The sequence below is a fragment of the Neolewinella antarctica genome, from assembly GCF_011927835.1.
Classification (GTDB): domain Bacteria; phylum Bacteroidota; class Bacteroidia; order Chitinophagales; family Saprospiraceae; genus Neolewinella; species Neolewinella antarctica.
In genome coordinates, this window is the sequence record NZ_JAATJH010000003.1 from 501,186 (window position 1) to 521,906 (window position 20,721).

The 20,721-nt window shown below is 56.5% G+C and carries 19 protein-coding genes; 6 read left to right on the forward strand and 13 right to left on the reverse strand.

The genetic code is table 11. The features are described from left to right. Positions 1 to 41 precede the first annotated feature (41 nt). From GGR27_RS11935 to GGR27_RS11945, 3 genes are all read right to left on the reverse strand, one after another. Entirely contained in the window at positions 42 to 863 is an 822-nt protein-coding gene (locus GGR27_RS11935) for a shikimate dehydrogenase family protein (RefSeq protein ID WP_168037678.1), read from the reverse strand. A gap of 180 nt (positions 864 to 1,043) precedes the next feature. Then, the gene (locus GGR27_RS11940; protein WP_209037924.1) at positions 1,044 to 1,997 is read right to left on the reverse strand and encodes a DUF368 domain-containing protein; all 954 of its coding nucleotides are present in this window, start codon (positions 1,995 to 1,997) and stop codon (positions 1,044 to 1,046) included. Further along, positions 1,997 to 2,479, reverse strand: a complete 483-nt coding sequence (locus GGR27_RS11945) for a hypothetical protein (protein ID WP_168037679.1) — start codon at positions 2,477 to 2,479, stop codon at positions 1,997 to 1,999. Before GGR27_RS11945 ends, GGR27_RS11940 begins: the two co-directional genes overlap by 1 nt. Before the next feature lie 183 nt (positions 2,480 to 2,662). Here GGR27_RS11945 and recN point away from each other — a divergent pair, with 183 nt between their 5' ends. Further along, entirely contained in the window at positions 2,663 to 4,324 is a 1,662-nt protein-coding gene (recN, locus tag GGR27_RS11950) for a DNA repair protein RecN (protein WP_168037680.1), read from the forward strand. Positions 4,325 to 4,626: 302 nt separating this feature from the next. Here recN and GGR27_RS11955 read toward each other — a convergent pair whose 3' ends face one another. After that, positions 4,627 to 5,505: a M57 family metalloprotease gene (locus GGR27_RS11955; protein ID WP_168037681.1), complete on the reverse strand. Its 879-nt coding sequence runs from the start codon at positions 5,503 to 5,505 to the stop codon at positions 4,627 to 4,629. Between the two features lie 559 nt (positions 5,506 to 6,064). Between GGR27_RS11955 and GGR27_RS11960 the strand changes: the two genes are divergently transcribed. Both GGR27_RS11960 and GGR27_RS11965 read left to right on the forward strand, forming a co-directional pair. Then, positions 6,065 to 6,322: a hypothetical protein gene (locus GGR27_RS11960; protein ID WP_168037682.1), complete on the forward strand. Its 258-nt coding sequence runs from the start codon at positions 6,065 to 6,067 to the stop codon at positions 6,320 to 6,322. 64 nt (positions 6,323 to 6,386) lie between these two features. Beyond that, positions 6,387 to 7,637 carry an alginate O-acetyltransferase AlgX-related protein gene (locus GGR27_RS11965; RefSeq protein ID WP_245184651.1) on the forward strand — a complete coding sequence of 417 codons (1,251 nt, stop codon included), beginning with the start codon at positions 6,387 to 6,389 and terminating at the stop codon, positions 7,635 to 7,637. Here the strand turns inward: GGR27_RS11965 and GGR27_RS11970 are convergent. The 4 genes from GGR27_RS11970 to GGR27_RS11985 form a co-directional block, all read right to left on the reverse strand. After that, positions 7,634 to 9,052, reverse strand: a complete 1,419-nt coding sequence (locus tag GGR27_RS11970; protein WP_168037684.1) for an MBOAT family O-acyltransferase — start codon at positions 9,050 to 9,052, stop codon at positions 7,634 to 7,636. The genes GGR27_RS11965 and GGR27_RS11970 overlap by 4 nt on opposite strands. Before the next feature lie 3 nt (positions 9,053 to 9,055). After that, positions 9,056 to 10,360 (reverse strand): THUMP domain-containing class I SAM-dependent RNA methyltransferase, encoded by a 1,305-nt coding sequence (locus GGR27_RS11975; protein WP_168037685.1) that lies wholly within the window; start codon positions 10,358 to 10,360, stop codon positions 9,056 to 9,058. A 79-nt stretch (positions 10,361 to 10,439) separates the two neighbouring features. Continuing rightward, positions 10,440 to 10,604, reverse strand: coding sequence for a DUF1328 domain-containing protein (locus GGR27_RS11980; protein ID WP_168037686.1), 165 nt, complete (start codon positions 10,602 to 10,604; stop codon positions 10,440 to 10,442). 68 nt (positions 10,605 to 10,672) lie between these two features. Then, the gene (locus GGR27_RS11985) at positions 10,673 to 10,981 is read right to left on the reverse strand and encodes a sigma factor-like helix-turn-helix DNA-binding protein (protein WP_168037687.1); all 309 of its coding nucleotides are present in this window, start codon (positions 10,979 to 10,981) and stop codon (positions 10,673 to 10,675) included. A gap of 237 nt (positions 10,982 to 11,218) precedes the next feature. Between GGR27_RS11985 and GGR27_RS11990 the strand changes: the two genes are divergently transcribed. Continuing rightward, positions 11,219 to 13,126, forward strand: a complete 1,908-nt coding sequence (locus GGR27_RS11990; RefSeq protein WP_245184624.1) for a DUF3095 family protein — start codon at positions 11,219 to 11,221, stop codon at positions 13,124 to 13,126. 147 nt (positions 13,127 to 13,273) lie between these two features. Here the strand turns inward: GGR27_RS11990 and hemC are convergent, their stop codons facing one another. The 4 genes from hemC to asnS are packed head-to-tail and all read right to left on the reverse strand — an operon-like array spanning position 13,274 to position 16,417. Further along, positions 13,274 to 14,158, reverse strand: a complete 885-nt coding sequence (gene hemC / locus GGR27_RS11995) for a hydroxymethylbilane synthase (protein ID WP_168037688.1) — start codon at positions 14,156 to 14,158, stop codon at positions 13,274 to 13,276. A 21-nt stretch (positions 14,159 to 14,179) separates the two neighbouring features. Next, entirely contained in the window at positions 14,180 to 14,392 is a 213-nt protein-coding gene (locus GGR27_RS12000) for a hypothetical protein (protein ID WP_168037689.1), read from the reverse strand. After that, the gene (locus GGR27_RS12005) at positions 14,379 to 14,963 is read right to left on the reverse strand and encodes a zeta toxin family protein (RefSeq protein WP_168037690.1); all 585 of its coding nucleotides are present in this window, start codon (positions 14,961 to 14,963) and stop codon (positions 14,379 to 14,381) included. The genes GGR27_RS12000 and GGR27_RS12005 overlap by 14 nt, the downstream gene beginning before the upstream one ends. A 20-nt stretch (positions 14,964 to 14,983) precedes the next feature. Beyond that, positions 14,984 to 16,417 carry an asparagine--tRNA ligase gene (gene asnS / locus GGR27_RS12010; protein ID WP_168037691.1) on the reverse strand — a complete coding sequence of 478 codons (1,434 nt, stop codon included), beginning with the start codon at positions 16,415 to 16,417 and terminating at the stop codon, positions 14,984 to 14,986. A gap of 248 nt (positions 16,418 to 16,665) precedes the next feature. On the opposite strand from asnS, the gene GGR27_RS12015 reads away from it, so the two are divergent. Further along, positions 16,666 to 17,637, forward strand: coding sequence for a T9SS type A sorting domain-containing protein (locus GGR27_RS12015; RefSeq protein WP_168037692.1), 972 nt, complete (start codon positions 16,666 to 16,668; stop codon positions 17,635 to 17,637). A gap of 161 nt (positions 17,638 to 17,798) precedes the next feature. Here the strand turns inward: GGR27_RS12015 and GGR27_RS12020 are convergent, their stop codons facing one another. Then, entirely contained in the window at positions 17,799 to 19,214 is a 1,416-nt protein-coding gene (locus GGR27_RS12020; RefSeq protein ID WP_168037693.1) for an exonuclease domain-containing protein, read from the reverse strand. Positions 19,215 to 19,450: 236 nt separating this feature from the next. On the opposite strand from GGR27_RS12020, the gene GGR27_RS12025 reads away from it, so the two are divergent. After that, positions 19,451 to 20,704, forward strand: coding sequence for an exo-beta-N-acetylmuramidase NamZ family protein (locus GGR27_RS12025; protein ID WP_320060354.1), 1,254 nt, complete (start codon positions 19,451 to 19,453; stop codon positions 20,702 to 20,704). Positions 20,705 to 20,721: the final 17 nt, after the last annotated feature.

Consider the following 20,721-nt stretch of genomic DNA (forward strand, 5'->3'; position numbering starts at 1 on the left):
TGGAAACAAGAAGTTGTCCGGCTGAAATTAACGGCGGCCGGTTACTGCTCCGCCGGTGTTTCGCTGTTCCAGATCTCCCACCCCACCATAGCCTGTTTGTGGAGCATTCCGATACCGTTAGCCACGCCGGCGCCGCGTGACTTTGCCGTCCGTAGAAAAGCCGTTTCGGCTGGGTTGTACACGACGTCGTAGCAAAAGTGCTGTCCGGTAATGCCGTCGTAGGGGATGTCCGGCAGGGTTTCGATCCGCGGTGCCATCCCGAGTGGCGTCGTGTTGATGATCAGTAGGTTCTTGCGGACGTGCGGTTCCATCAATTCCGAATAGGCCATCTTGCCCTCACCCGCCGTCCGGCTGGCCAGGCTGACGTGAACGCCGAGGCTACGCAATGCCTCGACAACGCCCAGGGAGGCACCGCCGGTACCGAGCACCAGGGCATTGGCCTTTTTGAGCGCGACCAGCAAGTTGGCTCCGTTGCTTTCCAGGCCGAAGGCTTTTTGCGTCCAGTCGGCAGCTTCGAGCTTTTCCAGCAGGTCGTTCCGGAATCCGATGTAATCCGTGTTGTAGCCGGTGCTCGTGCCATCCGCTTCGATTTTAACGCAGTTCACCGCGCCGATGCGTTTGGCGGCTCCGTCGAGGCGCGTCAACAACGGCATGATCGTTTGTTTGTGGGGGATGGTCACGTTGCAGCCCCGTAGATTGGGGTAGCGGTCTTTCAGGTCGTTGTATTCGGTGACCGACTTCATCTCGAAGTTGAGGTACTGGTGCGTGGCATCTAATTTTTCCTCGGCGAAGTAGTCGTTAAAGAACTTGCGGGAAAAAGTGTTGGAAAGGGGGTAGCCGATCAGGCCGTAGGTGTGTGTCATGTTCGGAGCTTTTACCGGGCCGGTGGGTGTACATCAGCCACCGGTAATTACCAAAGGCCGGCTTGGTGGTAGGTGTTCACCGCCTCGCTCTTCACCCAGCAACCTTGCACCCGCGACCGCGGCAACTAATCCCGTACTCATTCGGGACGACCGCGTACCCGCGGAGCTAAATTGGTAATCTCACAAGACTTCCTCGATCACGTCGATCTCGTCCTCCGCGGGCGTAAAGTAATCCAGTGCGAAAACCACGGCTAGGCCCAGCAGAAAGGCAATGATTACGCCCGCGACGAAGGTGTCTCCCTCCAGGTAATTGATCGGCAATACACCTTCCTCCATCAGGGGAACTCGCTCGCCAGCGCTATTCGTGCGGTAAGAAACGGCGTTCCGCCACGGCCATAATTTATTGAGTGAGCCCAGCATAAAACCGGTAAGGATCGCCAGGGTCTGGTTCGGATAAGTTTTGAAAGTATAGCTCAGCACTCGGCTGAATAGCGCGAGCCCAACCAGGCAACCGAGCGCAAACGTCGCCATAATGGCCAGTGCGTCCGGGTCGAGCTTCGCGGCTTCTTTCACCGCGCTAAACACCACCGTGTACATGCCCAGGATCAGCAGAATAAACGAGCCGGAAATACCCGGTAGAATTAAGGCCGAAATGGCGATGGCACCCGACAGGAAAACCAGGAATAAATTCGTGCTGCCGCCCAACGGATTGATGGTCGTAAGGATGAAAGCAATCACGCTACCGGCCACCAGCAGCCCTACGTTCACCGCGTTCCAACGGTCAATTTGTTTGGCCACGTAGATGGCCGAACTGATAATGAGCCCGAAAAAGAAGGCCCATACGACCGGTGGATAGGCCTCAATTAATTTCGTAATCGTGACGATCGCCAGCCCCAAACCAATCACCATGCCGCCGCCGAGTTGCAGGATAAACCCCCCGTCCGCCGCCCGCCAGGCGCCGGAGATCCCTTCCTTGCGAAAGGCTGCAATCACGCTGGGCCCGAGGATGTTACCGATGGCGGACAGCAACCGCGCGTAGATGCCGGTAATGAAGGCAATCGTGCCGCCACTAACGCCGGGGATGGCCTCGGCGAAGCCCATGGCCATGCCTTTGAGAATTAGGGAAATCTGCATTATTTTTCTTGCTTTACCGCCGCGTACATGGCCTCGACCTGTGCTTCGGAAAATCGGCCGCTCAGACCGTTCTGAAACACGAATTCCTGGTCGCCCTGGTAAATGATGTAGCGGAAACCGTACAGGGCGCTGGTGTCGATTTTATTCTCGAACACGAAGCCGTTGGGCTCTTCGCGCACGACGCGGCTGAAGTAGCGGTGTTCGCGGACGTTCTCGAGTTCCGCGGACTTCAGGCGGGCCATGTCGTTGGTCTCCGCGCGGCTGGCGAGCACCTGGATGTTGTAACCGTCCGCCAGGCTTTTGATCGTCACGTCGTGCATGACGCCGGCCATCGTTTTGGAGGTCACTTTGGCGCTGTCGGGGGCCATGATGGTGACGGGGACGTTGTATTTTCCCAGGTTCAGTGCGGGCCAGTTGTCGGATTCGGCGCTGTCGCAGGTGCAGAGAAAAAGGGGAAGGGCAAGGAGAATTAGGTAACGCATTGGCGGACGATAAAGAACTTAGGGTTGGGGTAAACAAGTGCCCACGGGGGTACTGGGCTGGTGCGACGAGCGGTCGCTTCCGCAAAGCTAGGTAGCCGCGCCGCGTAAATGGGGATTTTGACGGGAAAAAGCAATTTTGGTGCGGATCGTTTGTAAATTTGCGCGGTTCCAACAAAACAACTTATGATACAGCGGCTACAGATCCAGAACTACGCGATCATCGAAGAATTGCAGCTGGATTTTGCCCAGGGGCTCAGCATTATCACCGGCGAGACGGGGGCGGGTAAGTCGATCGTCCTCGGTGCGCTCAGCCTCATCCTGGGCGGCCGCACGAACTCGAAAACACTTTTCGACTCCTCCCAAAAGTGCATCATCGAGGGGCGTTTTTCGATTGGTAACTACCACCTCCAGGGTTTCTTCGAAGAAAACGACCTCGATTACGACGACGAACTGATTATCCGCCGCGAGATCACCCCTTCCGGAAAAAGCCGCGCCTTCGTCAACGACACTCCCGCTAACCTCAAGTTGCTTCAAGAGCTCGGCAACACCCTGATCGATCTCCACCAACAGTTCGATACCTTATACATCAACAACCCCACCTTCCAACTCGAGCTGCTCGACGCACTGGCCGACCAGCGGGAAGCGGTGGAGCAGTACGGCGTCCTCTACCAAAAGCTACAACGTGCCCGCCGCGATCTCAAGCGACTGCACGAGGAGCAAGCCACGGCGCGCCGCGAGCAGGAGTTTCTCGAGTTCCAGGTGAATGAATTCGAAGAAGCCGCCCTCGTCGCCGGCGAGCAGGACGAGCTCGAAAGCGAGCAACACCGCCTGGCCAACGCCGACGAGATCAAGCAACTCACCACCGGTATTTTCCACTACCTTAACGAAGGCGAGAACGCCGTCTCGGACCAACTCGGTACCATTGGCATTAAGCTGTCCGCCCTCGCCGCGGGCGATAAGCACCTGACCGCCCTTAACGATCGTTTCGAATCCCTCCGCCTCGAGCTCGACGAAATTGCCGCCGATCTGGAAGCCTTCGGCGAAGACACCGAAGCCAACCCCGCCCGCCTGGAGGAAATCGATGAGCGGCTCAACATGCTCTACCGCCTGCAGGGCAAACACGCTGTCAAGACAGTTGAGGAGCTACTGGAAATCTACGAAGACCTTTCCGGCAAGCTCGGGCACTTCGCTAACCTGGACGGTGACATTAAGCGCCTCGAAAAAGAGCAAGTAAAGGTTACGGCCGATCTGCAAAAATTGGGGGCTGCGCTCCGCAAGGGCCGCCAAAAAGTAGCTCCTGGGTTCAGCAAACGCATCAAGTCACAACTCGCCGATCTGAGTATGGAGAATGCCCGTCTGGTTGTTGAATTTTCCGAGCTCAAGGAGCCCGGTCCTTATGGCCTTGATGAGGTACAGTTTATGTTCAGTGCCAACAAGGGTAGCCGCCTACAAACCATCAAGGATGCCGCCTCGGGTGGCGAGATGTCGCGTTTGGCGTTGGTGACCAAGTCACTCGTGGCCTCGGCCATGAATTTACCCACGCTGATCTTTGACGAAATCGACTCCGGCGTCTCCGGCGACGTGGCCCAAAAGATGGGGCTCATTCTTACCGAACTGGCTAAGCACCACCAGGTCGTCGTCATTACCCACAGCCCCCAAGTCGCCAGCCGCGCGGATCGGCACTACTTCGTCTATAAGCAAGATAAGGCTGGCGTCGACCGGACAATCACCAGGGTGCGGGAACTGAATCAGGAGGAACGCGTCCGTTCGATCGCCGTCATGCTGAGTCAGAACCCACCGAGTGATTCGGCGCTGACGAACGCGCGGGAATTGATTGAAGCTTAGCAAAGTATTTGCCATCCTGTGCTCACCCGCGGTTCCAGGCATGTTGCGTAGTGTGCACTTCGTAATTCAGTGGATCAAAGCACGCGCACTCCCGTAACTCAAAGCGACCAGCACGTGACGGTTGGTAGCCTCGTCATTCTTCTTCTGTCTTGTGAATCCCCCCTCCCTCCCTTCCTTCCTCCCCGACTTGATCGGGGCGGAGCGAAACCGGAACCAGCACGCAAGCAAAAGCCCACCCCCGGGATAATCCGAAAGTGGGCTCAGGCAAGCGTCTCGCTAAATCAGTTAACTACTGAGGCAGCTTAGTAGATGGTCTCCAGCGCAACCCGGTCGAACTGACCGAACTCACCGTCTTCGTTGGCGCTGAAACAGGCCAGCATGACGGAGTTAGCGTCAAAACCCCGTGGCGTGCCGGGAATGTAAACGGCACCGTCACGACCGGCACCCTCGCCGCTCTGGTTGCAGGACTGGCGGGTAGCGTAGTCCGTGTGACGCAGACCCATGCAGTGACCGATCTCGTGCGTGATTACGTGTTCGTTGGTGTTCGTATCGTACTGGTCCATGCCGGTGTAAATCTGAACGTACTTAAAGGGGCGGCCACCGGAGGGGAAGCCCGCTATGCCACCCGCACCGTCGTTGTTGGGCTGGCGGTAGACGACAATGTCGCCGTTGGTGCTAGCGGCAAACCGGAGGTTGAACGTCTTGTTGATGTTCAGGGCGTTGTAGTTGTTAACGGTCCACTGGAGGGCGGTTTGCATCTTGGAGGTCAGCGCGAAGGTGCCACCAGTGTAGCCCACTACGTTGATGGTCTGCTTGGTGACGAGGTTGTTCGTGCGGTACTGCTTGAGGAGCGCGTCGTCCATCCCCCGGAGTTCTTCCAGCTGGGATTTGGTGAGGTCGATGTCGCCGCCCACTCGGTAAAGCGTCTCTACGGTACCGTCGGGTCGTTCGACGGTGACGCGCTCGGCGTCATGGTAGTTCTCGGAAGCCGCTGCGGCGTGCTGACTCAGGGCGTCGTCGAATGGAGTAGCGGTAAGATCGGTGTGCCCCGTCTCATCAACGTCTTCGATGAAGGAAACGGAGAAGTCTTCGGCCTGTGGTGCGAGTGTTTGGGTATCCTCAACACAACTGCTGAAGGCGAATAGGCCGCAAACGGCGGCGGTGAATAACTTGGTTTGCATAATTGATTTGTTGTAAAAAAAAGTGATGGTTATGGCGCATAACCGTGACCGTTAAAGGTCTGTCGTCAGCGCCGTCGACGGATGGGAAATCCACGCGGACTTTCGACCTTTGCAAGCACGGTTTGCCCCGAGCTATAATTGTTTGTGCGTTGGAATTCCCCGCGGTCTGAGCCACTAATTCAGCGCCTACGTCATTTGACGTCGGTACGAATTAATTCCGCGAACCGCGCGGGCCAACTATGTATAGGGATGTATGGATGTTGGTTTGAATGGCCTCTAAGGGCGATAGGTCTCTAAGAAAGGCGTACTAAATGTGAAGGTTTGCAACCTCCGTGCCGGCAAGGTATCACCATATACTGGAATATCAAATGTTTTGCGAGATTATCTTTTACAAGATAAAGTTTGTTAACGGTCCGCCTCAGCCATCGTAAATAAACTGAGGTGCCGGTCGCATGCCAAACGATGTGGTGGTCACGGTCGTATGAGGGTGTGACGGAACCCACTGCGGCTAATTCGCACATTCAATCGACGTCGGCGTTCGAAGAAAAATATTATTCCTATGCCGCTCCTCGCTCTGCTACTCGGTTACTTCTTTCCCCGCTTGATCATCGTCGTGCTGTACTTGTTTACGGGATGGTGGAAAACGGCTTTCGACGGCGTGCTCTGGCCCGTATTAGGCTTTCTGTTCATGCCCCTCACGGTGCTGTGGTACGGTATCTCGGAAACTTACTTCCCGGGGTCGGTGCAGACGGTCGGTTTAGTCGTGGCGGCGCTGCTGGATTTCGGCCTTATCGGCAACGGAGCCCGCAAGCGGTAGATTCGTTTAATATTGGCATCTTTACGGGGTGCGCGCTTCCTGGATAATCTTGCTGGTTTTGCTGATGCTTCCCCTGGTGTTCACCGGGAGCGTAGGTGGTGTGCTCGTTGGTCATACGCCCGTCGGTGGACCGGAATGGTCGATTAGTAACTGGTTCGAGGGTTCGTACCAGTCTGGCGCGTCTGCGTGGCTGCGCGAGCACGTCGGGTTCCGCAACGACCTGGTGCGGGTTAATAACGGGAAGAACTATGCGATCTTTGGTGAAATCACCGCCCGCGCCGTTGTGCGGGGTAAAGACGGCTACCTCTACGAGGACACTTACCTGGAAGCCGCCACCGGGGGCGACGCACGCCCGGCGGAAGATTGGGATCGGATGGGGCGGGAGTTCTCGTTCGTGCACGACAGCCTGAACGCTCGTGGCATCGAGTTGCTGTTCGTGATGGCCCCGGGCAAGGGCGCGTACTTCCCGGAGTTCCATCCGGAGCCCTACGCGAGCCGCCCCACCAACCTGGCTTCCGAAACCGCTTTACTCGGCATCCTGCGACAGCGCAACATCCCCCACCTAAACTTCAGCGCCTGGTTCCGGGAAATGAAGGACACCACCCCGTACCCCCTCTTCTCCCGGCAAGGCATTCACTGGACGACCTACGGACAATTGCTGGCCGTGGACAGTTTGCTGCACTACGTCGAGGGTGCGCTCGACCGTAAACTTCCGGAAATCGTGATCGATTCAATCGAAGTCAGCGCCGAGCAACGGGGCCGCGAGGCGGATCTTTTCCGGGGCATGAATCTCCCGTTCGAACCCTCTGGGTACCCACTGGCCTATCCCGTCTGGCACGTCGGCCACGCGGAAAGAGAACAGCCGAAAGTGCTCGTCATCGGCGACAGTTTCTACTGGGATCTTTACTACGGCGAGTACTTCAGCGAACGGTTCTTCGGCGGCGGCGACTTTTACTACTATTTTAAAAGCGTTCACCGCGGATTAAAGGATATCGGCAACATCAGCCAAATTTCCCTCCCGGACGATCTGCTGAGTTACGATATGATCGTCATTTTCGAAACGGACAGCCATTACCACGGCATGGGTTCCCTGTTTTTCGGGGCGACGGCGGAAGCACTGCTGGAAAACAGTCAGGGGCCGTTTGCGCAAGCCGATATCTTAGCTAAAATTGAAGAGATCCGTGGGGACGAAGAGTGGTTTAACCTGATTAAGGACATGGCTGCGCAGCAGGCGCAGACTATCGACTACGTCCTGGATGACGTCGCTAAATACATGCTGAAGATAGACCGGAAGAACGCAGCGTTCAGCAACTAGAACCGGAAATAGATGAATGGATTGAACCCCTGGCTCGTGATGACCGCGGCGGACAGTAAGTAGACCAGTAAGCCCAAAGTCAAGTACACCACCGCGGTACCCGTCGAACTCACCGCCGTGGGGTACAATCGCGCCTCAACCCACCGCCCGGGGGCGGAGAGCACACCCCACGAAGCTAGTAAACTAACCGCGAGTGTTAACCACAGCTTAGGGCTTGCTACCGGGAGGGCAAAATCCCACCGGAACATGGCCGATAAATATTCAGTGGCCTCCCCCAGCGTCTCCAACCGAAAAAATACCCAGCCGATGATGACCACGAAACAGGTGAATATGACGGCGGGAAGGCGGCCGACCTTACCGAGCCAACGCAACAAAAAGAGCCGGTCGAGCACCAGGAAGAAGCCGTGAAAAGCGCCCCAGATCACGAAGTTCCACGATGCGCCGTGCCACAAGCCGGACAGCAGAAACACGACCCACAAATTGAAATAAAGCCGAAAGCGGGAGCCCACCCGGTTTCCACCCAGTGGGATGTAGAGATAGTCCCGCATCCAACGCCCGAGCGTGATGTGCCAGCGCCGCCAGAAATCACTAATGCTCGTGGCGACGTAGGGGCTGTTAAAATTCTCAGGGAACCGGAAGCCCATCATCCGGCCCAGGCCGATCGCCATGTCCGAATAACCGGCAAAGTCAAAGTAGATCTGCCCGGCGTAAGCAACCGCACCGAGCCACGCCGTCGGTGCGTCGAGCGTGGTGAAGTCGAGGGCGTAAATCTCGTCCGCCTTCGCACCCAGCACGTTGGCGATGAAGACTTTTTTGGCCAAACCGAGGCAGAAACGGTGGAAACCGAGCAGCTTGTCCTCGTAAGTCGATTGCCGCTCCCGCAACTGTGCCGCCACTTCCCGGAACCGGACGATCGGCCCGGCAATCATCTGCGGGAAGGACATGATGAACAACAGATAATCCGCCAACCGGTCCAGGGGCTCGAGTTGCCGGCGGTAAACGTCGATGGAATACGTCAGCGTCTGGAAGGTGTAGAAACTGATGCCGATCGGGAGGGCTACGGCCGTCCAGCCCACCGCATCTACCCCCGCTGAAAGTAGGGCTGCGTTCAGGTTCTCGACGAAGAAGTTAGCGTATTTGAAGTAAGCGAGTAAGCCCAGATTCAAGCTTAGGCTTAGTAACAATCGCACCTTGCGGCCACGATTGGTTGCCGCCCGGTGCAGGCTGCGCACCAAGTAAAAATCAATGATCGTGGAAGCCAGCAGGACGAACACGAACACCGGCGCGCCCCAGGCGTAGAAAAACACGGAAAACGTTAGAATCACCGCATTTTTCCAGCGCTCTGGCGCCAACGTGTACACCACCAGGAAAACGGGCAGAAAGTAAAACAGGAAGATGATCGACGAGAAAACCACGGTTTAGCCTTTGCTTCCTTTATACAGGTCATAGCGGCAGTAGCGCACCTCGATCGGGCCGTTCATCAGTGGAATTTTGACGGTCGTCCTCAGGCCGACGGATTTGATGGCATCCATGTTGCCGGAAATAATCCAGGCCGTATAGCCCTTCCAGTTTTGCTTGAGGGTGTCGCCGATCTCGCTGTAGAACGTCTCGATGTCGCCCGTTTTGAGCCGCTCTTCGTAGGGCGGATTCATGATCATCACGCCACCGTTTTCTTCGGAAATGGGCGCGGCCCCGATGGCTATCGGGGGGAGCAGGGCGAAGGGGTATGCGCAGAGTTCTACGTCCGGCCGGAGGCCCGTGCGGCTGAGCGTGACTTCGGCTAGGTTGACGGTTAGTTCGTCCACGTCGGAGCCGATGATGGGGTAGGGGGGTGTCCGGATGGCGTCGAGCGCTGCCTGGCGGAGGGACGACCAGAGGTCGGCGTCAAAGTCGGGCCAGCGCTGAAAAGCAAACTCCCGGTTCAGGCCCGGCGCCTGGTGGGCGGCGATCATGGCGGCTTCGGCGACGATGGTGCCCGAGCCGCACATGGGGTCCACGAAGGGGCGCTCACCGTCGAACCCGGCAATGGTCAGTAGCCCGGCGGCCAGGACTTCGTTGAGCGGCGCCCCGCCCGTGCGCCTACGGTAGCCCCGGCGGTGGAGTCCATCGCCGGAGGAGTTGAGGGAGGCGGACACGTAGTTCTCCCGGTCCACGTGGAGGTGCAGGTACAGGTCCGCATCGTCCTTATTGACGTTGGGTCGCTCGCCCGTCCGCTCCCGGAACTGATCGACGACGGCATCCTTAAACAGCTGGGTGAGGTACACGCCATTGCGGAAGCGATCAGACTGAGTAACGGCGGTGATCCAGAGGTTGCCGGTCGGTTCCATCCAGGGGGACCAGTCGATTTTTTTCAGGCCCGCGTAAAGTTCCCGCTCGTCGTTCGCTTGAAAGTAACCTACTTCTTCCAGGACACGGATGCCCGTGCGCAGGTGGAGGTTGGCTTTGTAGCGAAACGTTTTGTCCCCTTCGCAGTACACGACCCGGCGGCCGGCTTCGACGCGGGTGCCGCCGAGCTGTTCGATTTCGGCGACGAGGTATTCTTCGAGGCCGGCTAAAGTCGTGGTGGCAAAAATGGGAATGGGGCAAAGGTGTTGGTGACCGGCGAAGGTACGGCGGGTGGGTGGGACGGCTCGGCTAATTTCCTGCCTCCCGGACAATACCGAAAACCCCTTGCGCTTTACCGTAAACTCCGCACCCATCCCACGCTTAGTCAGAGCGACCACGCTCCTTCTCCCAAAAGACAAGCGCCGCCGCCGGACCAAAGTCTGACGGCGGCGCTGCCTAAATTTCTTGCTGGATCGCTTAGGCTTTCTTCAGCAGGCCCGAGACGAGGCTAATGACGAGCAGGACGAGGAAGATGTAGAACAAGATCTCCGCGATACCGGCCATGGCACCGGCGAATCCGCCGAACCCAAGAACGCCAGCGATGAGGGCAACAACGAAGAAAATAAGTGCGTAACGTAACATGGTGTATAGTTTAAGATAGGTAAGTGAAGTGGCGGAGCGAAACGTTCGCCAGCCAGTGTGAACGTGGTCTAAGCGGCGGCGCGGTGGCCGTGCTTAATCAGTTGGAAGCGAGCGGTGTGAACGCTGCGCTTGGCAATTTTTTCGGAGCAACGCAGGCGGTCGGAAATCTCACTGATTTCATAACCCTGCAGGTAGAGCAAGTAGGCGGCCCTTTGCGTTTGGGGCAGTTCGTCGAGCAGGTCGAATGCGGAAGGCTGCTTCGTCGTGACTGCCGCCTCAACCGCCACGCGTGACTTTCTCGTAAATGCTTCACGAACGTCGTTAATTAAGAGCGCAAAAGCGGAAGAGGTCGTAGCGGAGTAAGGAGAGAAGAGCATGGTGGTGATTTTAACGTGCGTCAGTACCGGGTAACCTTACAACAACTGTGCCACGTATTTAAAATGTTGACTTACAGGTATTTACGTACGTGCCCATCTTGTGATAATGATGCTATATCATCATTGCATGAAATGAAGGTATAGTTAGCCCATCTTTGTTTCTTCGGTAGTTAGTGCCTCCCGCACAACGAGTGCCAGCCAGCCGTTCCGTTCGGAAGTCATCCATTACTTAACCTTATGCCCAAAAGCCAGGAAATTCGCAAGATCGAGTACGCCATTGCCGCCGTGGTCGTGATCTCCCTGCTGGCTGTTTTTGCTTACGTAAAGACTAATCAGTCCGTGAATTGGCTCACGCATACGCTGGCCGTGAAGGTGGATACTCAGGAAGTCCTGGGCTGCCTGCAAAACGCCGAAACCGGCCAGCGGGGATATTTGCTAACGGAAGATGAAGCCTTCCTCCAACCCTACCGCACGAGCAGATTGGCTTACGACGACGCTATCTCCGATTTGCGACAAATGGTTGCGGATAACGACCAGCAAGTAGCCCGCGTAAACCACATCGATAGCTTGGCGAGACTGAAGTTTGCCGAAATCGAAGAGAAAATTGCCTTGATTGCATCCGGTCAGACCAGTCGTGCCTTGTCCATTCTTCGAGAAAATAAAGGCAACCGACTGATGCAGGAAATCAGGGTTGTCTCCGCCAAGGTGCTGCGTGCCGAAGACGAACTTCTACTAACGCGCAAGCGCGCCTACGACATTGGAAAATTCGCGTTGGTCGGCCTGCTTCTTCTTGCCGTAATCCTGCTCATCATTAGCCTCGCCGGTCTGCGGGCCCGCATCGAACCGCTGGTGAACGAGCTGGAAGACGCCAAAGCAGCCCTGGAACGCGCAAACGCCAACATCGCCGAAAGCCTGTATAACCTCAAACGCGACACGGCGGACGTGAATAACCAGCAGGCCAACTCGCCTCCAGAAGCTAGTACCGTCGGTAACGTGGGGTTTTACAAATATTTGTCCGTCCGCACGGGCGTGCTCCAGCACCTCATCACGATCGACTCGCTCTTCCAACCGGTGCCCGCCAGTTGGTACGTGGTGCTGGTCGACATTGAAAAATCTACCCAGGCCGTCAAAAACGGTCTGCACCACGAAGTAAACCTAGCGGCCACCGGAAGCATCGCCGCCGTCATGAACAAGCTCACGGAGATTGACGAGAAGATAAACATACCCTATTTTTTTGGCGGGGATGGTACCACTTTTCTTGTGCCGGGTCCCTACGTCGACCGGGTGATCGAGGTCCTCGAAAACTACCGCCACCACGTCCGGGAAACCATGTTCCTGACCCTGCGCGTCGGGCGGCGTAAGGTCGCGGAGGTGTACGCCGGAGGACGACAGATTCGGATTATGAAGTTCGGGGTGAACGCCCACTTGGTGATTCCAGTCGTCCTCGGTACGGGGCTGAAGGACGCCGAGCGGATCATCAAAGGGTTTTTTATCGACGAGACGACCGCCCGCCCGAACGGCCCGCTGGTGGACCTCACCGGGGTGGAATGCCGCTGGCAGGAAATCAGCCCGCCGGAGGACGAGGAGCGCATCGTTTGCCTCGTCGCCGAATGCGACGACGAAGCGATCCAGGCCTTGACGTACCAAAAAGTACTCGCGAAAATCAACGAGCTCTACGGCAGCTACGAGCAACGCCAGCCGATCAGCACACGTCGGTTGAAACTGGACGCGACGATCCAGAAAATCAGGAAAGAAATGTACGCCCGCACCGGAAAATTCAAACTCGGCTACCTGCTCAAAAACTGGTTGATCACGGCGGCCGGGATGTCGTATTTTAAGTACTTCGAATCCGGCCAGCGCTATCTGCGGCAGGTTAGCCAGCTATCCTCGACCCTGATGATGGACGGGACGTTCAATTGCGTTATTTCCGGGACGGCCTCGGAAAACGAGCGGCTCGTGGCCTTTCTCGACGAGTTAGAGGCGACCGGGGCCATCCACTACGGCATCCACGTGACGCACGCCTCGGTCATGTCCTGTTACGTGCAGGATCGGAAGGACAAGCACATTCATTTCGTGGACGGAACGGAGGGCGGCTATACGACGGCGGCCAGAATGTTTAAGGCCAAGGTAGCGACGTTGGGATGAGCGCACTTCCGTATTTCACGGCATCTACGGCCGCGCAAAATGCGCGTATATTTTAGCAGTCGGGCGTAGTCGCGGGTGCCAAGTAATACGGGCAAGGAGCAGGATGGGGGAACTGGCCGAAATCTTTTTCCCTTCACTGGAATAAAACTACCCCAGTAACGATTCCACGATCGCCTCGGGGAGCCCCGCGCGCGTGCTCCGGCTAATTTGTACGCGTTTGACGGGCGCATCCGCCGCGCTGGCGTAGGCCGCCCAAACGTGGTAGTTGCCCAACTGGTCCTGCTCGCAGTAAACACCGAGTGGCAGGGAGCAACCGCCATCCATCATGTTGAGCACGGTGCGTTCGACGTTGGTGCACTCGCCGACGGTGACGTTGTGGAGGGGCGCTAGCTTCTTACGGGTTTCCAGATCGTCTTTGCGCGTCTGGATGGCCATGACGCCCTGGCCCGGTGCGGGCACGAACTCCCGTGGGCTGGGGCGAACGACGACCAGGTCGGATAAATCTAGTTCGAGGCGTTCCAGGCCGGCGGCGGCGAGCATGACGGCGTCCATCTCACCGGTCCGCGCCTTGTTCAGCCGCGTCGGTACGTTGCCGCGAATATCGACGGGCACCAGCCCCGGGTGTAAATCGACGAGCTGCGCCTTCCGGCGGTTGGAGCTAGTACCGATCGTCGCGCCGTCCGCCAGTTGGAAGGGCTTACCGGCTACGGCTCTTTCTTTATGGATCAGGATCACGTCGTTGACCGAGGCGCGGTAGGAGAGGGCGGCGAAAGTGAGCCCTTCTACCTGGTCGGTTGGCATGTCCTTGAGGCTGTGCACGGCGATGTCGATCTCGCCGGCCAGTAGTTTGTCTTCAATTTCCTTAGTGAAAAATCCTTTGCCCTCGAGTTTGTCAAAGGTCAAGTGTTGGATTTTATCGCCCTGCGTCTTGATGACGTTGAGCTCGGAAGTGATGCCGATTTCTTTGAGTTGGGCCTGTACGTAGTGGGCTTGCCAGAGGGCTAGGCGGGAGCCGCGGGTTCCTATTATCATTGATGGTAATCTGCTGTTAAATTAGACCGAATGAGCCGGTTCGTCTTGCGGAATCAGGTTCGCTGGCCGCTGGTCAGTGATGGTTCCGTCCGGTAACTCGAATTGTATTTTACCACCCAAGAAAAGAGGACTGGCGAGGCCTAAACGACGATTTTCATCCCGTGCGTTAGCGGCGGCTTCATTCGCTATCTTTTGCATTTCCATCGCCTGCTGTGTTACTTCAATTTGAGACATCCGTTTCTATATTTTGTAAGTAATCGTATTTAGCAGCGTCGATTATGTCGATGCCATTCGCTCCTTTCTGGGCAATTAAGGTGTGCCTTTCAAGTCCGTTATAGTATAAAAACCATACGTCGGCGACTTTGATAAAGTTGTCGCGAAAATTAGCGATGCTCCGATAATAACGTCGGGTGATATCGTCGATGGGAACGTGGTGTCCGCCTTTTTTTACCCGTAGCGTTACTCGATCCACACACATTTGCGCGTTGTCGAGAAATATGTAGATCATTTGGACTTCGTAACCTGATTTCTGTGCCCTAGTAACCACTTTGGTAGTATACGTACCGGATAACGTCGTCTCGATGCATACGTCCTCCAGCTTCGTTAAGGCTTGATCCAGCAGGCGAAAAAACGCTCGCCCACCCTTCATCATAGCGTTCGGCTCGCCCCGGCTTTCGAATTGCTTGGTAAGCGCGTCCGCATTGATGAACTGTATTCCATACTGCTTCGTGTACGGAACGGCAAAAGTAGTCTTCCCACTCCCGTTCGCACCGGCGACGATTGTTAACACGGGCTGCTTGTCCATGCGGTAAACCTAAGCAAAAACTAGAAGTCCGCCGACTTAGGCGCCCGTGGGAAAGGAATCACGTCGCGAATATTCCCCATGCCGGTCACGAACATGACCATCCGTTCGAAGCCCAACCCGAAGCCAGCGTGCGGGCAACCGCCGAACGTACGCAACTGTAAGTACCAAGCCAGGGCATCTTCGTGGACGTCCATCTCCTGCATACGCTGGCGTAGAACGTCCTCCCGCTCTTCCCGCTGCGAGCCGCCCACCATTTCACCGATGAAGGGAAAGAGAATATCCATGGCGGCCACGGTCTTGTTGTCGTCGTTCAGCCGCATGTAAAAGGCCTTGAAGTCTTTTGGGTAATCGCGTACGATGACCGGCTTTTTAAAGTGCTTTTCCACCAACCAGCGTTCGTGCTCGGCCTGGAGATCGGTGCCCCACTCGACGGGGAATTCAAATTTCTTCTTTTTGTAGGGCTTGGAGCGCTGGATCAGGTCGATGGCCTCGGTGTAAGTGATGCGGGCGAAGTCATCCTTGACGGTAAATTCCAGCATTTCGATCAGGCCCATGGGGCGGCGCAGGTCCGCTTTCAGGTTCTTTTCGGACTGCTGAATGCGCTCGTCGAGGAACTCTAAGTCCGCTCGGTAGTTGTCCAGGCAGTGGTTGATGAGGTACTTCAAAAAGTCCTCGGCCAGGTCCATGTCGTTGTCGATGTCGGCGAAGGCGATTTCGGGCTCGATCATCCAGAATTCGGACAAGTGACGCGTCGTGTGGCTGTTTTCGGCCCGGAAGGTGGGGCCGAACGTATAAACCTTTCCCATCGCTAGCGCACCGATCTCCGCTTGTAACTGGCCGGAGACGGTGAGGTGGGTTCCCTTCCCGAAAAAGTCCTGGCCGTAATCAACCGTGCCTTCCTCCGTGCGGGGCGGGTCGTGGGGGTCGAGCGTCGTTACCCGGAACATCTCCCCGGCCCCTTCGGCGTCGTTACCGGTGATGATGGGCGTGTGGAGGTAGTAAAAATTTCGGTCGTTGAAATATTTATTGACCGCGAAGGCAAGTGCGTGGCGCAGGCGGAAGACGGCGGCCATCGTGTTCGTCCGCATGCGGAACTGAGCGTTGTCCCGCAAAAACTCCATCGTCTGGCTCTTCGCCTGGAGGGGGTAGGTGCTCAAGTCAGTCCCGCCGAAGACGGTAATTTCTTTTGCAATTACCTCAACCGACTGTCCGCTGCCCTGGCTAGCTACGAGTTCGCCCGTCACGCCAACGCAGGCGTGGAAGCCGATCGCGCGGATGGTGTCCTCGTCAAAATCCTCTCCGTTCACGACGATCTGCAGGGTTTCCGGACCCGAGCCATCACCCAGCACCATAAACCGGTTACCCCGCCAGGCACGGACCCAGCCCATTACGGTAACGGTTTCGCCGGTGGGGGGGTGTTGGAGGAGGGGTCTGATTTCTCGACGGTGGATCATGGGGCGCTTACTTTGAGTGGGCGCGAAGGTAAGTCGTGTTCGGGTTGGCGATAGCGCCCGCGCGGGTAAAATCCTACCGAAAATCATCCCCTACCTCCGTGTTGTTAAAAGTTTTAACACATTATTGTGTGGTTTAAACCAAACAATCGATAACTTAAGATCATCTAATGGGTAACCGTACGGACGGCCCTCAAAGCCTTATTTGCGGCCATTTCAACAACAACTTTTTTTTACACAACAACTTTATTTTGAACAAATTCTACTTGTTTATCTGCCTGGCATTCTGCCTGGGCAGCCCGAGCCTACGCGCTCAAACCTGCTCGACGGCAGACTTCACCAACACTCTCCCCGACCGGATTCGAAGCATTGCGGCGACCAATCCAGTTTACCAACCCGGCTCGACCCTTGAGATATGCGGTAATTCGACTGGATCACTCTCCAATTTAATCGGGTTTTCCGGTTTCAACGATGGATCGCTGTCCCGAGTCGTGATCTACGAACTTACACCTACTGGTTATGAGATTTACCAAGTAGTAACTACTGATCGCTCCGCCCCGGTCGATTTAGATCAAAATACCCCGTTTTCCATCGTGATCGAGTTTGGAACCCCCGTAACCGACCAGCCTTTCGAGTTTTCCTACACCTCCAGAAGAAATAGTCCAGATTTCACTGGTACCATCGCGGGTCGTCAGCTTCCCGTGGAGCTACTGTCCTTTACGGGCGAGCCCACGAAGAAGGGTGTCAACCTTCAGTGGGAGACGGCTTCAGAAAGTGGTAACGAAGGCTTTCAAATAGAGCGCAGCGGCGACGCCAGCGAATGGGTCGATCTCGGTTTTGTTAACGCTACGGCGAAAGAGCAAAGCGGCGCTACCTACGGTTTTCGGGATGAGGCCCCCCTCACGGGAGCGGCTTTTTACCGCTTTAAGCAGCTAGACTTCGACGGTCAATTCGCTTACAGCCCGATCGTTCGTATTGATTACGTATCCGGTGAAGCCCTTCAGGTATTCCCCAACCCCGCCAACGAAAGTCTCAATCTGCGCATTGGTGATGCGGAGGGTACCTTCCAGGCGGTAGTAACCGACCAGATGGGCCGTCGCGTCATCGAACGTAACGTTGCCAATGTCGGCACCCTCGACCTCGGTAGCCTCGCTAGTGGCGTTTACCAAGTAACGGTAATCGGTGAGCGTACCAAGCTTACGCGCCGTTTCCTGAAAAACTAAGCATTGACTAACGCTAAGTGATATTAGTGCAGTCCAAACAGAAAGCCGGTCTCCCACGCGGGAGGCCGGCTTTTTTGTTGGTCGGTCTCCGTTGGATTTCGGTAAGCCGTTGCCAAGTACTGACCCGGTAGTTGGTACGCCTAAACCTTGACGTTCCCCATTCAAACCAAACTCTTCCGCCGCCCACTGGCGAGATCGACCATTCGCCCCCCGTTGCGCGACACGTGGTACTGAATGATGCGTGCCGTATCCGGGTGCGTGGCAAAACACTTCACGCTGTCCACGATGGACTCGATGTCGTGAGCTTCGTCCTTGCTGACGTACGTGAACCCCTGGTACTTACCGTCCTGTACCAGAATCGCCGCTTCTTCGTCGTGCGATCGCCCCCGGTCGAAGAGGAGGAAATCGTAATCAAACACGTTCCGGAGGTGCAGGCGAGCGGCTTCCGCGCGCTCGTTGTACGCTTCCGGCGCTTCCTGGCCCACGCAGGCGCCGTGGCACTGCTTGAGGTGGAAATAGAAACAAGCGGACGTGCCGTTGCTTAGTTTGGTGTGGATGCCGCAGAGGCTGAGGTGTTTACGGACGAAGTTGAGCCGGCCCTTCGCGCGGGAAAGGGTGGGGAACTCGCTAATCATATCTTCCTCCTTCCTGATCTGGGCGGTGTTCTTTACGATGTCGAAGCAGCGATAGCCACCCGGGCTTATTTTGGAGATGATGGCGTAGGCGAACTTTGTCCGGCGGGAGGTACGGTTGATGGGCGGCTGGAGCCGCTTGATTTCCTCACTCTCGTGGAGTAGCGCGACGAGTTCGGAACCGGTCAGTTCGAAGGTAATGTCAGCTACCTGGGAGGCGATCATCTTGCCCTTTGCCGTCCGGTCGTTAAAGTGCTGGGCGGCGCGGCTGCGAATATTCTTGCTCTTGCCGACGTAAATCACCCGACCGGTTGTGTCGTGAAAGTAGTACACCCCACATTCTTCCGGTAAGCTTTGCAGTTGCTCGATTTTAATGTTATCGGGCAATTTCGTAGCGGAGATGCCCTGATTGACCATCGACTTGATCTCCTGTTTGCACTCCGGGCCGATCAGGTTCATCTTCAGGAGCTCGGTGGTAGCCATGGCGTCGGCAAAAGCGCGGTGGTGGTTGTCGAGCTTGATGCCGAAGTGCTTGGTCAGGTTGCCCAGGCTGTAGCTCCGCAGGCCGGGGTACGTCTTACGCGTCAACCGGACCGTGCAGAGTTGTTTGCGCATGAAGGTGAAGCCCAGCCGGCGGAACTCCTCACGGATGAAGTCGTAATCGAACCGGCTGTTGTGCGCTACGAAGATGCGGCCTTCGGTTATCTCGACGATCTTACGGGCGACCTCACAGAACTTCGGTGCGTCGGCGACCATTTCCATCGTGATGCCGGTTAACTGGATGATGCCGGCGGGGATGCGTGTTTCGGGGTTGACCAGCGTTTGGTAGCTGTCGATGATCTTTTCGCCGTCGTAGATAACAATTCCGACTTCCGTAACGCGGTCGCGGCTAGCGCGGCCACCGGTCGTCTCGACGTCGATGATGGCGTATTCTTTATTTTTCATTTATGGCACTTCTGAATCACTGAAACGGGCTCATCGGGCCGCAAAAACACGTAAACACAAAAATGGTGGCCTTATGCTGTGCACTTTGTGTGTTTTTGTGGCAAATCCAATTCCGCAGCTTTAGTATTCAGAACTTACCGCGGATTCAGTCAATATTTCACCCAATGGGCAAGGTAGCAATTATTCTTAGTTTAATTTTCTCACTTACCGCAAATTGTAGTAATAACGTCATTCCCGTGGAAACCGAGCAAGGGGCGCGGCCGCCGGTGCAAAGTAGAGATACGGGAGCAGCAAAGGAACCGCAAACCCCATCCGCGCCCCGGGTGGGGGAAAATAACGTTGGGGTAGGGGGCAATCCCGAACTCTCGTTCGCGCCGCGGGTAGTTGCCCATCCGGCAGCGTACGATTTCAACCGGTACCTGCCCGGGCTACGCGGCAAACGCGTCGGCCTCGTCGTCAACCAAACCTCCACCGTAAGTGACCGGCACCTGGTGGACGCCCTGCTCGATCAAGAAATAAACGTCAAAATCATTTTCGCCCCCGAGCACGGTTTCCGGGGCGAAGCGGACGCCGGAGCTACCATCAGTAACGGAACCGACGTGGCCACCGGCCTTCCCATCAAATCGCTCTACGGTAAAAACAAGAAGCCTTCCGCCGCCGACCTGGCGGGGGTGGACGTGATCGTCTTCGACGTGCAGGACGTCGGCGCGCGTTTCTACACCTACATCTCCACCCTCCTGTACGTGATGGAGTCCGCCGCCCGCTACGGGAAGGAAGTGTTGGTCCTCGACCGGCCCAACCCGAACGGAAAGTTGATCGACGGGCCGGTACTGAAGTCAGCCTTTACCTCCTTCGTAGGGGTTGCGCCCATCCCCGTCGCGCACGGACTGACGGTTGGCGAGTTCGCCCGGATGGCCAACGGAGAAGATTGGTTGGCCGACGGGTTAAAGACTGAGCTAACCGTGATCCCCATGCTCGGCTACGCGCACGACCAAGTGTACGAATTACCCACCCCACCGAGCCCCAATCTACCGAACCAGCGCAGTATCTACCTGTACCCGCACCTGTGTTTCTTCGAAGGCACCGCCCTCAGCGTTGGCCGGGGGACGATGAAACAGTTCCAACTCTACGGCCACCCCAGTCTTTCGTACGGCAACATTCGCTTCACCCCCACGCCCGGCCCGGGTAGCAGCAGCCCAAAGTTAGAGGGACAACTCTGCCGGGGCGAAGACCTGACCCAGCTATCCATCGGGCAGCTACAAAACCTGACCCAGCTCAACCTGGAATACCTAACCAATGCTCACCGGGACCTAACCGACCAGGGCATTACCTTCTTTACCCGGCCGGACTTCTTCGACCTTCTAGCCGGGACGGACGAACTGCGTAAAGCCATCTCCGCCGGTGCCACCCCCGCCCAAATCCGCGCGACGTGGGCGGACGACCTGGCGGACTACCGGTCCGATCGGCAACGGTATTTACTATATCCTTAACGAATTTTTGCTCTTCA

Excerpts from the sequence above, each read along its gene's own strand:
- hemC (WP_168037688.1), bottom strand. The coding sequence starts at position 14,158 with ATGATAATAGGAACCCGCGGCTCCCGCCTAGCCCTCTGGCAAGCCCAC.
- GGR27_RS12000 (WP_168037689.1), bottom strand. The coding sequence starts at position 14,392 with ATGTCTCAAATTGAAGTAACACAGCAGGCGATGGAAATGCAAAAGATA.
- GGR27_RS11945 (WP_168037679.1), bottom strand. The coding sequence starts at position 2,479 with ATGCGTTACCTAATTCTCCTTGCCCTTCCCCTTTTTCTCTGCACCTGC.
- GGR27_RS12020 (WP_168037693.1), bottom strand. The coding sequence starts at position 19,214 with ATGAAAAATAAAGAATACGCCATCATCGACGTCGAGACGACCGGTGGC.
- GGR27_RS11960 (WP_168037682.1), top strand. The coding sequence starts at position 6,065 with ATGCCGCTCCTCGCTCTGCTACTCGGTTACTTCTTTCCCCGCTTGATC.
- GGR27_RS12005 (WP_168037690.1), bottom strand. The coding sequence starts at position 14,963 with ATGGACAAGCAGCCCGTGTTAACAATCGTCGCCGGTGCGAACGGGAGT.
- GGR27_RS11965 (WP_245184651.1), top strand. The coding sequence starts at position 6,387 with ATGCTTCCCCTGGTGTTCACCGGGAGCGTAGGTGGTGTGCTCGTTGGT.
- asnS (WP_168037691.1), bottom strand. The coding sequence starts at position 16,417 with ATGATCCACCGTCGAGAAATCAGACCCCTCCTCCAACACCCCCCCACC.
- GGR27_RS11935 (WP_168037678.1), bottom strand. The coding sequence starts at position 863 with ATGACACACACCTACGGCCTGATCGGCTACCCCCTTTCCAACACTTTT.
- GGR27_RS11955 (WP_168037681.1), bottom strand. The coding sequence starts at position 5,505 with ATGCAAACCAAGTTATTCACCGCCGCCGTTTGCGGCCTATTCGCCTTC.
- GGR27_RS11985 (WP_168037687.1), bottom strand. The coding sequence starts at position 10,981 with ATGCTCTTCTCTCCTTACTCCGCTACGACCTCTTCCGCTTTTGCGCTC.
- GGR27_RS11980 (WP_168037686.1), bottom strand. The coding sequence starts at position 10,604 with ATGTTACGTTACGCACTTATTTTCTTCGTTGTTGCCCTCATCGCTGGC.
- GGR27_RS11940 (WP_209037924.1), bottom strand. The coding sequence starts at position 1,997 with ATGCAGATTTCCCTAATTCTCAAAGGCATGGCCATGGGCTTCGCCGAG.
- GGR27_RS11990 (WP_245184624.1), top strand. The coding sequence starts at position 11,219 with ATGCCCAAAAGCCAGGAAATTCGCAAGATCGAGTACGCCATTGCCGCC.
- recN (WP_168037680.1), top strand. The coding sequence starts at position 2,663 with ATGATACAGCGGCTACAGATCCAGAACTACGCGATCATCGAAGAATTG.